Source organism: Pectobacterium jejuense (assembly GCF_026800125.1).
GTDB classification, from domain to species: Bacteria; Pseudomonadota; Gammaproteobacteria; order Enterobacterales; family Enterobacteriaceae; genus Pectobacterium; species Pectobacterium jejuense.
This window is the reverse complement of the sequence record NZ_JAPQKX010000002.1, coordinates 250941-265566: the sequence shown is the minus strand read 5'-3', so window position 1 is coordinate 265566 and position 14626 is coordinate 250941. Positions and strand designations below refer to the sequence as shown.

At 52.5% G+C, this 14626-nt stretch carries 8 protein-coding genes; 3 read left to right on the top strand and 5 right to left on the bottom strand.

What is annotated here, in order from left to right; translation table 11 throughout:
* Positions 1 to 9: 9 nt before the first annotated feature.
* Both NXT09_RS04670 and NXT09_RS04665 read right to left on the bottom strand, forming a co-directional pair.
* Positions 10 to 1563 (bottom strand): methyl-accepting chemotaxis protein, encoded by a 1554-nt coding sequence (locus tag NXT09_RS04670; protein ID WP_268579034.1) that lies wholly within the window; start codon positions 1561 to 1563, stop codon positions 10 to 12.
* A gap of 366 nt (positions 1564 to 1929) precedes the next feature.
* Positions 1930 to 3483, bottom strand: a complete 1554-nt coding sequence (locus NXT09_RS04665; RefSeq protein ID WP_240585505.1) for a methyl-accepting chemotaxis protein — start codon at positions 3481 to 3483, stop codon at positions 1930 to 1932.
* 372 nt (positions 3484 to 3855) lie between these two features.
* Between NXT09_RS04665 and NXT09_RS04660 the strand changes: the two genes are divergently transcribed.
* Positions 3856 to 6447 (top strand): YdbH family protein, encoded by a 2592-nt coding sequence (locus NXT09_RS04660; RefSeq protein WP_268579033.1) that lies wholly within the window; start codon positions 3856 to 3858, stop codon positions 6445 to 6447.
* A 15-nt stretch (positions 6448 to 6462) separates the two neighbouring features.
* The gene (locus NXT09_RS04655; RefSeq protein WP_095994728.1) at positions 6463 to 6696 is read left to right on the top strand and encodes a YnbE family lipoprotein; all 234 of its coding nucleotides are present in this window, start codon (positions 6463 to 6465) and stop codon (positions 6694 to 6696) included.
* 59 nt (positions 6697 to 6755) lie between these two features.
* Here NXT09_RS04655 and NXT09_RS04650 read toward each other — a convergent pair whose 3' ends face one another.
* Entirely contained in the window at positions 6756 to 7361 is a 606-nt protein-coding gene (locus tag NXT09_RS04650; RefSeq protein ID WP_205555086.1) for an FMN-dependent NADH-azoreductase, read from the bottom strand.
* A 289-nt stretch (positions 7362 to 7650) separates the two neighbouring features.
* Here NXT09_RS04650 and hrpA point away from each other — a divergent pair, with 289 nt between their 5' ends.
* On the top strand, positions 7651 to 11538 hold the full coding sequence (gene hrpA, locus NXT09_RS04645; RefSeq protein ID WP_268579032.1) for an ATP-dependent RNA helicase HrpA: 3888 nt from the start codon (positions 7651 to 7653) through the stop codon (positions 11536 to 11538).
* Positions 11539 to 11554: 16 nt separating this feature from the next.
* On the opposite strand, the gene NXT09_RS04640 is transcribed toward hrpA, so the two are convergent.
* Both NXT09_RS04640 and NXT09_RS04635 read right to left on the bottom strand, forming a co-directional pair.
* Positions 11555 to 12394 (bottom strand): EcsC family protein, encoded by an 840-nt coding sequence (locus NXT09_RS04640; protein WP_205555084.1) that lies wholly within the window; start codon positions 12392 to 12394, stop codon positions 11555 to 11557.
* Between the two features lie 45 nt (positions 12395 to 12439).
* Positions 12440 to 14218 carry a sensor domain-containing phosphodiesterase gene (locus NXT09_RS04635; RefSeq protein WP_268579031.1) on the bottom strand — a complete coding sequence of 593 codons (1779 nt, stop codon included), beginning with the start codon at positions 14216 to 14218 and terminating at the stop codon, positions 12440 to 12442.
* Between the last annotated feature and the right edge of the window lie 408 nt (positions 14219 to 14626).

Genomic DNA, 14626 nt, shown 5'->3' with positions numbered 1-14626 from the left:
AGAACGATTTTACCGAGACGTGCTGAAAACTGACACGGCTTCGGACATTGTGGAGATCTGCTGTTCCAGACTGTTAATAGCAGAACTGGAATGTGTTGCCAAAATGGTGTTCTGGCGCGTCAATTCATCAATGTTGTTCACCGCCGAGTTAATCTGCCCCAGCCCTTGCGATTGCTCTTGTGTTGCCAGACTGATTTGATTCACAAGCTGCGTTACCTGTTGCACCTGAGTCAATATATTGTGCATCGACTGGCTGGTGTGGTTGACCAATTTATCGCTGGTGTGAATGTTCGCGATTGTGGTGTCGATAATCGCCGCGATGTCTTTGGCGGCAGCGGCGCTACGCTGTGCCAGAATACGGACTTCTCCCGCAACCACGGCGAAACTCTTGCCCTGTTCTCCAGCGTGAGCGGCTTCTACTGCCGCATTGAGCGCCAGAATGTTGGTCTGGAACGCCAGATTATCCAGCACGCTGATGATGTCGGTGATCTCTTTGCTGGAACGGGTCATGACTGCCATGGTATCCGTGACCTGATTAACCGCTTTCTCACCCGCATCGACGGCCTGATTGGCATCGTTCGCACAGCGTGTCGCCAACTGCGAAGCCGAGGCGTTACTTTGGATCGTCGCTGTCAGTTCTTCCATTGATGACGCGGTGGATTGCAAACTTTGCGCGGTATCTTCACAGCGCTGGCTTAGCGTGTAATTGCCAGAGGCAATCTCACCACAGGCGTGGCGCAGCTCGGCCAGCTTGCCGTTGACATCATCGACAAACGTGCGGAAATTCATGCCGGATTGATTGACGGCGCGTAATAACATGCCAACTTCATCCACGCGATTAAGTTGAAACGAGTTATCCGCCTGCCCAGATGCGGAATTAATAGCTTGGCGTAGGATCTTTTCCAGTGGTTTTGCCAGGTGTTGAACTAATAATTCACTGGTTATTACCGCGCCAGCGAGTAGCGCCAAAACAAAAATTAATAGCGGTGTGGTGAGTGGAAGAGTAGCCAGTAAGAAAAGTAGTGCGAATAGCATGAAAAGGAATACGTAGCTTCTTATCCGCCAACGTACGGGAATAACGTTAAATAAGCTAAGAAATTTTAGTGGTCCTTTATATATCAGTAGTCCCTGAAAGAGTCGGCGGTTCTTTAATTTATTCTCATTCATTTGATGGTAAAGCGCTTCAGTTTGCCGAATTTCTTCCTGTGAAACTCGGGTTCGCACCGACATATATCCTGTTATTTTTCCTTCTTTCATTAGTGGCGTCGTACTGGCTTTTACCCAGTAATAATCACCATTCTTGCGGCGGTTCTTGACGACGGCCGTCCAGATTTTACCTGCCTTCAGCGTCGCCCACATGTCGGCAAATGCCTGTGGGGGCATGTCTGGGTGACGCACGATATTGTGAGGTTGGTGGAGGATTTCCTCAAAGTCGTAACCACTGGCATCAATAAAATCGTCATTGGCATAAGTGATATGGCTATCGGTGGTGGTAACCGACATCAGCTTGGCTTTTTCATCTAATAAATACTGAATATCACTGACCGGAAAATTCTTACGCATTTATTGATCCTTTTAGTATAAGCAAGCATAAACGTAATGTTTTTAGATCCATTAACTAACGGAAAGCGATGAGTGCTATTTAATTAACGGCAATCTTCACGAAATACTTAGCGAATAGACTTATATATTCTGATTAGTTTCGTCCGTTATTTTTTCTTTAGGAAATCTTTATTTTTTTGAGAAAAATAGTTGCCTAACCCAACTCGTTGCCAGAGTACGCGCCGATGATCAAAAACATCCATTTGTTAAGTATATTATGACTCTGCGAATTTGCACTGTGGGCAACGGATGTTGAAGAAAGGGAAGAATGATGAGGAAACAGGGCGATGGACGCCCTGTTAGGGGCGCCCGTGAAGAGGAGATTCGCTAGCGGGAAAGGCTGAAGACAGAGGCGGCCTGCACCATGCTTGATATCTGCTGTTGCAGGTGATCGGTGGCTGAATGCGACTGGCTGGCTAACGCGGTGTTCTGATGCGTGAGTTCATCGATGCGGTTTACCGCTTCATTAATTTGATCTAGCCCCTGAGATTGTTCCTGTGTTGCGAGGCTGATCTCATTCATCAAATTGGTGACGTGCTGAACCTGCAGCAGAATATTGCTCATGGATTTATGCGTGTGTGAAACTTGCTGTTCGCCGGTACGAATACTATTCAGCGTTTCGTCAATAATGGTCGAGATATCGCTGGAAGAAGAGGCGCTGCGCTGCGCCAACGAACGTACTTCACTGGCTACCACCGCAAAGCTCTTACCCTGTTCTCCGGCATGGGCAGCTTCAACAGCGGCGTTCACGGCCAGAATATTGGTCTGGAACGCGAGATTATCCATCACGCTGACGATATCCGTAATCCGTTCGCTGGAACGGGTGATCGTCTCCATCGTATCGGAAACCTGGCTGACGGCCTGCTCACCAGAGTTCACCGCCTGATTCACATCCTGCGTATAGAGTGAGGCCTGAAGCGAGGCTTCCGCATTACTTTTTATTGTTGCAGTCAGCTGTTCCACGGAGGCGGCGGTTTGTTGCAGACTTTCTTCCGTCTGCTCGCAGCACTGTGCCAAGGTATGGTTGCCTTGCGCGATTTCATTACAGGCGTTTTTCAGCTCGCTCAGATTGGTGTTCACATCGTCCACGAAGGTACGGAAATTCATACCGGACTGGTTTACCGCCCGCATTAACATGCCTATTTCATCCACGCGATTAAGCTGCGTCAGGTTGTCCGCCTGTCCGGCGGCGGAACGCATGGCCTGAGCCAGAATTTGTTCGATAGGACGGGCAACATGGTGCACCAGAAGCTCACCACTGACAAAACAGCAGGCGATAAGCAGCGGGAAGAGGACTGAAGCCAATGCGGTTCCCGCCAGCAGGGAATAGGCAGCGATGAGCGGAAGCAGGCTAAAGAGCAGAAAATAGCTGCGGATACGCCAGCGTAACGGCATGGTTTTAAAAAGACTCAGGATGCGCAATGGCCCAGTATAAATAAGCAGGCCATGATGGAAGGTGCGATATTTCAATTTACCTTCGTTTGCACTGGCATAGAGCGCCTCAGCCTGGTGAATCTCTTCGGGTGAGGCGGCGGTCCGCACGGACATATAACCGGCAATTTCACCGCCTTTTCTCAGCGGCGTGGTGCTGGATTTTACCCAGTAATGGTCGCCATTTTTGCACCGATTTTTCACGATTCCCGTCCAGATATTGCCTGCGCGCAGCGTTTTCCACATATCCGCGAAGGCGGCTGGTGGCATATCCGGGTGTCGGATAAGATTATGGGGCTGCCCCATCAGCTCATCAGTGGTATAGCCGCTGACATCAATAAAATCTTTGTTCGCGTAGGTAATATGACTTTCTGGCGTGGTGACCGACATGAGTCTGGTTTTTTCAGAAAGAGGGAGTTGGCGGTCGGTTACAGGGGTGTTATTACGCATAAAGCAGTCCTTGATATGCTGTGTCCGAATACTGATTTAACATGAGGCATACCCACAACAATAAATCAGCGGATAGCGGTAATGGTTCAGGTCGCTCATTGCTTTTTTTAAGGCGGTCGGGCAGAAGGAGATAATCCTGATATCCACCCGTAAACGCTTTGTTCATGATGAGATAACTTGATTCATTACAAAATATAACCTCAATTAAACATTTTACCACGAAAGGGTAATGAGTACGTATGCACAATAGTAGTAAATGTGAGTTGGATGGGATTGTTTGTTAACAAAAAGAGCGATTTGTGAATGAATAATCGGCAGAGTCATACAGGACGAATTTTTGCCGCTATTGAACAGGATGATTAACTCACGCTAATGATTAAAAAACGTGCACTTTCAATTGCTTTCCTGTTCGTCGTATTGCTGTTTCTTTCCTGGCGAGCATTACCGCAGTGGCTGCCGCGCCTTGCCAACATCTGGCTCCCGGCGGAGATGTCTTTGACCGTGAATGGGACGCCTGGCTGGCAGGGCAGTGGGCTGCATAGCGCGGGGTTCAGTCTTACGGCCGGGGAGTGCACGCTCGTTGACGTACGGAATATGACGCTACGCTGGCAGAGTTGGCGATGGCATGTCGATATTGATGCCGTGACGTTAAACAGCGACTGCCTACAGTCTGTGCCAGCAAGCAGCAGCACCGAGCCAGCGGCGCAATTGGCGCAATGGCAGCAGCGGTTGCCTGCTGCCGATATTCAGGTGAAGACGTTTACGCTACAGCCCTGGCAGGATTACGCCGGACAGGTGCGACTCAGCAGCGACGGCAAGCGGCGACAAACGCTGGACTATCAGGGCGATCAACTGGCGTTTAAGGCAGAACTGAACGAGAAACGCCTGACCCTGCATGAGAGCATGCTCGCAACGCCGGCGGGGTTCGTGCGCCTGCAAGTCAGTGGTGAGATGGAACTGGCCGAGACGCTGGATGCCGCGCCGGTGCAGGGGCGGCTCACCGGAAAACTGAATTCAGGACAAACGCCGGATCCGCTTTCGCTCCTGCTGGACTGGCATCATCAATCCGGTGAGCTGGTACTGAATGCGGCGAATGATGAGACGCCGCTGATATCGCTGCCGTGGCAGTTGACGGATGAGGTGATTCAGGTGACTAACGGCGTCTGGCGCTGGCCTTATGCCGATCAGCCGCTCTCTGGGCAGGTTGCCATAACATTACAGCACTGGCGACAAGGGCTGGATGCCACCACGATTAACGCGCGGTTGAACATGCTGACGCAAGGGCATAATGGCAAAGCGAACGCCGTGTTGGTGCTGGGGCCGGGCAATATCGGCCTGCTCAACAGCGAATTGCGCTTTCAGCTTACTGGGCAGGCAAACTTACCCACACTCTCCCTGACGGCGACGCTGCCGGGGGTGTTGCAGGGCTCGATTCTCAATCCCGAACTTTCTCTTTTACCTGGGGCGCTGCTGCGTGCCTGGGGAACGCCTGCGCCGCACATTGATCTTGAAGAAGCACGCTGGCCGCTGGCGGGCGTCCGAGTCAGTGCGACGGGCGTGAATGGGCGACTACAGGCGATTGTGAAGGCGCGGGAAGCATACTGGGGGCGTTTCAGCCTGCACCTTGACGGTCAGGCACAGGATTTCTGGCCGGATCAAGGGCAGTGGCAATGGCGTTATTGGGGCAATGGTCAGCTACCGCCTCTGAAAGGTCAGTGGGACGTGGCCGGCCGAGGCCAGTGGCAGGATACCCTGATTGAAGTCACCCAACTGTCGAGCGGCTTGGATCAGTTGGGTTATGGCATTGTGACGGTACACCAGCCCCGCCTGACGATCACTGAGCCGATCCGGTGGCAGCGTGCCCGTTCAGGCGAACACTTTCAGGGGGCGCTGCAACTGGCCTCAGAGCGGACGCATTTTAGCAATGGGGGCTACTTGCCGCCTTCGTTGCTAACGTTGGCTATGCAGGGGCGTAGCCCAGATGATTTCCAGCTACAGGGACAGCTACAGGCGGAAGATATCGGACCGGTCAGGCTGCGTGGCCGCTGGGATGGGGAACGACTGCGTGGTGGTGCGTGGTGGCCAACACAGCCGCTTAAGGTGTTCCAACCCCTGCTTTCTCCGTTGCTAAAAATGAACATTCGTGCCGGACAGTTTTACGCGCAGGCGGCATTCTCTGCAGCACGTAAAGAAGGATTCAGCGCGGGCGGGCACTGGGTCGTGAAAAATGGCGGGCTGTGGCTACAGGATGGTGAAGTTAGCGGCGTCAACTTTGTTCTGCCTTACCGTCTGAAAGATCAGCGTTGGCAATTGGGCGTAAAACAGCCTGTCGCGCTGCGAATTGACGTGCTGGATAACCTGTTTCGGATGAGTAATATCCGCGTCGATCTCCAGGGATTTTACCCGTACAGTGAGCGACAGCCGCTGGTTATGTCTCAGGCCGATATGGATGTATTAGATGGGCATATCAGCCTGTCCACGCTGCGCTGGCCGCAGCGGGAACCCGCGTTGTTCACCGTGAAGAGCGCGGATCTCAGCGAGCTAATAACGGTGCTGAAGCAAAAGCAGTTTGCTCTGTCCGGGCGCGTGAGCGGCACGCTTCCGCTGAATTTTAATCACCCGACCACGCTGATTGAAGGTGGGCGTATTACCAATGATGGCTTCCTAACGCTGCGGCTGGATAACCAACTGGCTGATGAGCTAGCGAGTAAAAATCTGGCCGGCGGGGCGGCGGTTGGCTGGCTGCGCTATCTGGAGATTGGGCGTTCCTATGCCACGCTTGACCTGACTAATCAGGGAGAATTGACATTAACGTCGCAGGTGCAGGGGAAAAACCCGCAGCTCAGCGCGAAACGCCAGGTGATTCTTAACTATCGCCATCAGGAGAATCTCTTTCAGCTATGGCGTAGCTTGCGTTTTGGCGATAACTTGCGGGATACGCTGGAGCAGCAGGCCAATGAATAAATTCAAGGTAGAACAATGAACAAGTGCGAGACATTGCTGGCGGTAGGTTGCACGGTCGCTTTTCTGACGGGATGTGTGCCGCGTATCGAAGTGGCTGCGCCCAAAGAGCCGATCACCATCAATATGAACGTGAAGATCGAACATGAGATTCACATCAAAGCGGATAAAGAGGCGACGCAACTGCTGCAAAGGTCGGACAATGCGGCTGGCGATGAGATAAAGAAAAGCGCGCCGGAAGGCGCGCAATAGTCAAGCCAAGTAAACCAATGGCAAGGTCGGTAACACTTATTCGTATGAACAAGGATGCTTTATGCGGTGACCAGCTGAGACAGCTGAGTTTTTGCCGCGTCGGTGGCTTTCTGTGCCACATCCGGGCCGTAGCCGTAACCTTCAGCGAACACAAACTCAAGGTCGGTCAGGCCGAGGAAGCCCAGGAAGACACGCAGGTACGGTTCCAGCAGATCGGTTGGTGTGCCTTTATGGATGCCGCCACGGCTGGTTAATACGATAGCGCGTTTACCTTTCACCAGACCTTCCGGACCTTGCTCGGTGTAGCGGAACGTCACACCAGCACGGGCAACCAGGTCGAAGTAGTTCTTCAACTGAGTCGGAATGTTGAAGTTATACATTGGTGCAGCGATCACGATAATGTCATGCGCCTGCAATTCCGCGATCAGCTCGTCGGACAGTGTCAGGGCTTCTTGTTGACGCGGGGTCAGGGCAGCATCGGAAGGACGCAGTGCGCCGACTAATTCGCCATCAAGAACCGGAATCGGTTGAGCTGCCAGGTCGCGGACGGTGATACTGTCGTTTGGATGTGCAGACTGCCACTCGGCAGTGAAGTGATCGGCCAGTTGGTTTGACTGAGAATAACCTGCCAGAATGCTTGATTTCAGAACCAATACTTTGCTCATTGCCAATTCCTTTATTGATTAGAAGTGGGCGACAACATAACGCCCCTTGATGCGCCACATCTTATGCGGTGATCTGCAAAGAGAAAAGTGCAAATATTCGAGGTCTTTATTCGATTTTCTTGAATAAGACAAAATGGTGCTATTAGAGCCGTTTATGACAATGTGCTACTATCCACGGCTTAAAAATTTCGTGCCTTGAAAGTAGATTAGGCTCCACCGAGCCAGATTCGGCGGCGAGCATCGCCCCGGCAGAGACAAGAATTAGAGAAAACGATTAAGGAAGAGCAACGTGAAATCACCTCTCAGTGCATTATCTACGCAGTTAAGTGAGCTAATGCTTCGCGATCGGCAACGTCTGCGCCGCCGTTTACAGGGCGCGGCGAAGGTCAGCAGCCCGCAGGCTCAGGCGGCGATCGCTCAGGAAATTGAGGGGGAAATCGCTGCTGCGCGCCAGAAAGTCGAGAACCGGCGGGCAAGTTGTCCGGCGATTCACTATCCCGAACAGCTGCCCGTTAGCCAGAAAAAAGACGAGATACTGGATGCGCTGCGTCACCATCAGGTGATTATCGTCGCGGGTGAGACGGGATCGGGTAAAACCACGCAGCTGCCGAAAATTTGTCTCGAACTGGGGCGCGGGGTGCACGGCCTGATCGGCCACACGCAGCCGCGTCGTCTGGCTGCCAGAACCGTCGCCGACCGCATTGCTGCTGAGCTGGAAACGCCGCTGGGCGGGAGCGTCGGTTATAAAGTTCGTTTTAACGATCAGGTGGGTGACAATACGCTGGTCAAACTGATGACCGACGGTATTCTGCTGGCTGAAATTCAGCAGGATCGCCTGTTGATGCAGTACGACACGCTGATCATCGATGAAGCGCACGAACGCAGCCTGAATATCGATTTCATCATGGGCTATTTGCGCCAACTGTTGCCAAAGCGCCCTGATTTAAAAGTGATTATTACGTCGGCGACCATCGATCCGCAGCGCTTCTCTCGTCATTTTAATAATGCGCCAATCATTGAAGTGTCCGGTCGAACCTATCCGGTGGACGTGCGCTATCGTCCCGTGGTGGAAGACGCCGATGACAGCGAGCGCGATCAGCTACAGGCGATTTTTGATGCGGTCGACGAACTGACGCGTGAAGGGCCGGGGGATATTCTGGTCTTCATGAGCGGCGAACGTGAAATTCGCGATACGGCAGAGGCGCTGACCCGTCTGGACTTGCCGCATACCGAGATCCTCCCGCTGTACGCGCGCCTGTCGAATCAGGAACAGAACCGCGTCTTTCAGTCACATCACGGCCGCCGCATCGTGCTGGCGACCAACGTGGCGGAAACCTCGCTCACCGTGCCGGGGATTCGCTATGTCATCGATCCGGGCACTGCGCGCATCAGCCGCTACAGCTTCCGCACCAAGGTACAGCGCCTGCCGATTGAGCCTGTCTCGCAGGCGTCGGCGAATCAGCGTAAAGGACGCTGTGGCCGTGTCGCCGCCGGGGTGTGTATTCGTCTCTATTCCGAGCAGGATTTCCTGTCGCGGCCTGAGTTTACCGATCCCGAAATTCTTCGCACCAATCTGGCTTCCGTTATTCTGCAAATGACATCGCTGGGGCTAGGCGATATCGCCGCGTTTCCGTTTGTTGAAGCGCCGGATAAGCGCAATATTCAGGACGGCGTGCGGCTGCTGGAGGAATTAGGCGCGATTAATCTGGCGGAGAACGGGCATTACCGCCTGACGCCGCAGGGGCAACAGCTGGCGCAGTTACCGATCGATCCGCGTTTGGCGCGAATGGTGCTGGAAGCGCGTAAAACCGGCTGTGTGCGTGAAGTGATGATCATCACCGCGGCGCTGTCGATTCAGGATCCGCGCGAAAGGCCGATGGATAAGAAGCAGGCATCGGATGAGAAACACCGCCGTTTCGCCGATAAAGACTCCGATTTTCTGGCTTTCGTCAATCTGTGGGATTATCTGCGCGACCAGCAAAAAGCGCTGTCTTCCAGCCAGTTCCGCCGCCAGTGCCGCACAGATTTCCTTAACTACCTGCGCGTGCGCGAATGGCAGGATATTTATACGCAGCTGCGTCAGGTCGTGAAAGAACTGGGCCTGCCGGTCAATAGCGAACCGGCCGATTACCTGAGTATTCACTGCGCGCTGCTTACCGGCTTGTTGTCGCATATCGGGCAGAAAGATATTGAGAAACAGGAGTTCAGCGGCGCGCGTAACGCGCGGTTTGCGATTTTCCCTGGCTCCGGGTTATTCAAAAAGCCGCCTAAGTGGACGATGGTGGCTGAGCTGGTAGAAACCAGCCGCCTGTGGGGGCGCATTGCCGCACGTATTGAACCAGAGTGGATCGAGCCGCTGGCCCAGCATCTGATTAAACGGAGCTACAGCGATCCTCACTGGGAGAAAGCGCAGGGCACGGTGATGGCGCAGGAGAAGGTGACGCTCTTCGGGCTGCCGATTGTCGCGGCGCGCAAGGTGAACTACAGCCAAATCGATCCGACGCTGGCGCGTGAAATGTTCATCCGCCACGCGCTGGTGGAAGGCGACTGGCAAACGCACCACGCCTTTTTCCGCGCCAACCTCAAATTGCTGGCGGAAGTGGAAGATCTCGAACATAAATCGCGCCGCCGCGACATTCTGGTGGATGACGAAACGCTGTTTGCTTTCTATGACCAGCGGTTGCCGCACGATGTGGTGTCGTCACGCCATTTTGATACATGGTGGAAAGCCGCCAGCCGGGATAATGCCGACCTGCTTAATTTTGAAAAGAGCATGTTGATAAAAGACGGCGCGGAGAAGGTGAGCGCGCTGGATTATCCGAACTTCTGGCATCAGGGCAGCCTGAAATTACGCTTGTCTTATCAGTTTGAACCGGGCGCGGATGCGGATGGCGTCACGGTACATATTCCTTTGCCTATTCTCAATCAGGTGCGTGAAGAAGGTTTTGAGTGGCAGATTCCCGGCGTGCGCCGCGAACTGACGATTGCGCTGATTAAGTCATTGCCTAAGCCGTTACGTCGTAACTTCGTGCCCGCGCCGAACTATGCCGAAGCGTTTCTGGCCCGTACCACGCCATTAGAGAAAGGACTCTTGGATGCGCTGGAACGTGAATTGAGGCTGATGACGGGCGTCACGGTGCCACGCGAGGCGTGGCAGTGGGATCAGGTGCCCGATCATCTGAAAATCACGTTCCGCGTCATCGACGAGAAGAATCGAACGCAGCGCGAAGGCAAAGACCTGAATGCGTTGAAAGATCAGCTCAAAGATAAAGTGCAGCAAACGCTGTCATCCGTAGTGGATGACGGGCTGGAGCAGCGCGGTCTGCACGTCTGGAGCTTCGGTTCGTTGCCGGACTGCTATGAGCAGAAGCGTGGCGGCTACTCGGTTAAAGCCTATCCGGCGTTGGTGGATGAAAAGGATAGCGTGGCGATTCGCCTGTTCGACACGCCGCATCAGCAACAGCAGGTGATGCGGCAGGGGCTGCGCCGTCTGTTATTGCTGAACATTCCGTCGCCGATTAAATATCTGCATGAAAAGCTGCCGAACAAGGCGAAACTCGGCCTCTATTTCAACCCGTACGGCAAAGTGTTGGATCTCATCGATGACTGCATCGCCTGCGCGGTGGACAAGCTGATTGAATCATCCGGTGGTCCGGTCTGGCAGGAAGAAGCCTTCCAGCAACTGCATGAAAAAGTGCGTGCGGAACTGAACGATACGGTGGTGGATATTGCCAAACAGGTTGAGCAAATCCTGACGGCGGTCTTCACCATTAACAAGCGTCTGAAAGGGCGTGTCGATATGGCGATGGCGCTGGCGTTAAGCGATATCAAGAGCCAGATGACCGGTCTGGTGTTCCGCGGTTTTGTGACCGAAAACGGCTGGCAGCGTCTGCCGGACGTGCTGCGTTATCTGCAAGCGATAGAGCGCCGTCTGGAGAAACTGGCGCAGGATGTTCACCGCGACCGGGCGCAGATGCTGAAAGTGGAGCATGTTCAACAGGCGTGGCAGCAGTGGTGGAATAAGCTGCCTGCGGAGCGACGTGACGACGACGATGTGAAGGCGGTGCGCTGGATGCTTGAAGAGCTGCGCGTTAGCTACTTTGCCCAGCAGCTAGGAACGCCGTTCCCGATCTCGGATAAGCGCGTATTGCAGGCGATGGAGCAGGTGGAAGGGTAATTCTCTCGGTATCACATCAGGTCGGCAAGGGCTGCTTTTTTATCTCAAGGTAAGCCGACCTGATCGCTTCTTCACCATACTGCTGTTCCAGACGTTTTATGATGAAATGACCTTTCGCCATGTTTTGGTAGTGGTGAATAAACAGCGTATTAATGGCGGCACCGCTGGCGGCACCAATCACCGGGACAATCTGCGCGGCCATTTTTTCCGTCATGGTTACGCCCAGTCTGGTCGCGACCGCATCAATCAATTTTGCCAGCGTTTTCCCTGCCTGTGAGGTGCTCATTCTAGCAGATGCTTTCCCGGCGCTTTTCTTGCCAGCAATGCCGATTAATTCTCGGCTGGCATGTCGGGTGATATCGGCCAGAACGGCGCGTGACGTGTAATAGGCAGAATCGGCAGCGTCGTCGCTTTCTTGTGTCCCGCCGAGCGCAAAAACCTCCACACAGGCGGCTTTGACGGAAAAATCAGTGAGGGAGAAACCTTCGCTGCGGGCAATATCCGCCACGGAACGCATCATGATCGTGGTGCTAATAGGCAGTTCGACCAGCAAACCCGCCGCGCCAAAAAAACCACTGACGGCACCGGAAGCGGCAACAACCAGCTTGTGTGTCTTTGGCGATGCCACGCGATCAGGCGCATCGTCTAACGTATAGAGTGCGGCGTCTACCGCTTTGTAGAGTGCGGAATGAACCACATCCTGTATTTTATTTCTCACCAGGGCGGGTAGCTTCGACAAACTCCATTCAATCGGTTTTCCAACCAGATTCGCCGCCTGTATGGTGAAAGAGGGGGCTTCCAGCAGCGCGATGGCCTGTCTGATGGCGAGCGCATCCTGTTGAGTAAGAAGAGTCATAGGCGTTCTCCGTACCGTTGGTTGAATAGCCCGCCTGACGGGGGGTTATGCTGACGTTTGTGACGAGCGCGTTGTTAACCAGGTGGTGAACGCATCTGGAGGGATGGGCCGGGAAAAATAGTAGCCCTGTACTTCATCACATCCAAAATGAGCCAGGTATTCGAGCGTTTCCTTATTTTCTACGCCTTCCGCCAGCACAATGTAATTCAGTTTGTGCAGCATGCTGATAATGGATTGCACAATGACGCGGCTTTTGCGGTCAGTTTTTATATCTTTAATCAGCGATTTATCCAGCTTTATCACCGTAGAGGGAATATTGCGCAGATAGCTTAAGTTGCTATATCCCGTACCGAAATCATCAAGCGCGATAGTAAATCCAAGCTGTTGCAGCGTTTGGATGGTGGCAAGCGTTTCCGTACTTTCGATGATTTTCTGCGTCTCGACACACTCGATGTCAATGTCCTGAGGGGTGAGGCCGTGGTTCTCCAGAATGGTGATGAGACGTGGGATAAAGTCATTCTCGGAAAAATTTCGGGCAGAAACGTTAATCGACACGGGGAACGTTAGCCCCTCCTGACGCCACTGCTTCACCTGGCATGCCGCTTCTCGGGTAACCCAGTCCGTTAACGGACGCATCAGCGTTGTGCCTTCCGCGAGCGGAATAAATTGATCGGGATAAATCTCACCTAACTCAGGGTGTCGCCAGCGAATCAGCGCTTCGGCACCAATCACGGTGTTGGTCTTGATACTTAATTTCGGCTGATAAACTAAATAGAGACCAGACTTATTGTTTTGCAGCACATCGGCCAGCTCGTTGAGTAAGGTAAAAGCGATTTGCTGTGCCTGATCGGCCTCAGGGTCATAAGCTAACTGGCGGATATTTCTGGTGATGGCGGCGCGCAGTGCGCTCATCGATTCACGCAAGATTTGCTGCGGGTCTTTGGCCGGAATCTGGAATTCGGTGTAGCCAACAAAAAGTTCCAGTTTGAGCGGAATATGGCTGGCGATACTTTCATGGATCCGCTCAGCACAGGCGTCAAGTTCCGCCAGAACATGCTCTTTCTTATCGGCCTTCACCAGCAGGGCGAAACGGCCTACGGCAGCAGAGTACAGATTGTCTGATGAATTTAAGCTAAGACGCAAAAAGACCCCGATATCTTTCAGCAGGCCTTCTACGGTCGGCATACCCAGCGCACATCCCATTTCATAGGCGTAAGAAATGTCGATAGTATCAATCAGAATAAGCAGGTAGGGCTCGTGAATGTCGGTAATGTGACTAATGTCGTCAATCAGACGCTGCCGATTGGGTAACAGTGTGACTGCATCAATCAGCCCAATCGCGTTGCGGTATTCCATTAACACCATCGCAATGGTCGCTAAGTCATGCAGTAGTCGTAGTTGGAACTTGCTGAAGGTGCGTGGAATATAATCGATAACGCTAAACGTACCGATGGAATAGCCATCTTTGGTTTTCAGCGGTACACCGGCGTAAAAACGGATAAAAGGTTCGCTGGTTACGTAAGGGCTGTCTTTAAAACGGTCGTCCTGAGTGGCATCGGGGCAGATAAAGGATTGGCCCGTTTGTACGGTAAAATGGTCGAAGGAACCGATTTTATCCATGTCATCCAAAGGAAAATGGGTTTTCGCTTTAACATGAAGAGATTTGGAGCCGGTTAGCGTCACGAGGGCCGTCGGGGTGTTAAGGAGTTGGCAGGCCAGTTTCGTGAGTTTGTGAAGGATATCGTCTTGAGATATATCGGTTTTTTGTAATTCGTCGAGAGTCTGCATGCGTTTTTTTTCGTCATGGCTCAAATGTTTTAACATGTAGACTCTTCCTTTCCGCAATAATAATCGCGACAACATCAATTTAATTTAACGGCGACACAATAACATAGAGGCTAAAAATTGAGGTAACTTATTATATCGACTTTATCTTTCCGTTAAGGTTCAGGCGCTTTTTTGTCTTAAATCATGTTTTCGATTTTCAGTGTGTTGTATGGATTTATGATATTTTCCCGTAAGTTACAAGTAGAGATAAACGGTCTGACTGAGAAAAGGCTCTGTAAATAAAAGAGCAGTCTAATTATAAAAAATGACCGTTTCCAGAAGATAAAAATAGCAACCTGATAATTGTTATACTCATTGTGGGGTGACAATATGGATGATTAACCTATCTCTCTGATAAGAATAGAACAGATATTTTTTTATACCATGAAATCGGCGGAAAACGGT

Coding starts and splice junctions, on each gene's coding strand:
- NXT09_RS04665 (WP_240585505.1), bottom strand. CDS start 3,483: ATGCGTAATAACACCCCTGTAACCGACCGCCAACTCCCTCTTTCTGAA.
- NXT09_RS04640 (WP_205555084.1), bottom strand. CDS start 12,394: ATGACTCTTCTTACTCAACAGGATGCGCTCGCCATCAGACAGGCCATC.
- NXT09_RS04655 (WP_095994728.1), top strand. CDS start 6,463: ATGAACAAGTGCGAGACATTGCTGGCGGTAGGTTGCACGGTCGCTTTT.
- NXT09_RS04660 (WP_268579033.1), top strand. CDS start 3,856: ATGATTAAAAAACGTGCACTTTCAATTGCTTTCCTGTTCGTCGTATTG.
- NXT09_RS04635 (WP_268579031.1), bottom strand. CDS start 14,218: ATGTTAAAACATTTGAGCCATGACGAAAAAAAACGCATGCAGACTCTC.
- NXT09_RS04670 (WP_268579034.1), bottom strand. CDS start 1,563: ATGCGTAAGAATTTTCCGGTCAGTGATATTCAGTATTTATTAGATGAA.
- NXT09_RS04650 (WP_205555086.1), bottom strand. CDS start 7,361: ATGAGCAAAGTATTGGTTCTGAAATCAAGCATTCTGGCAGGTTATTCT.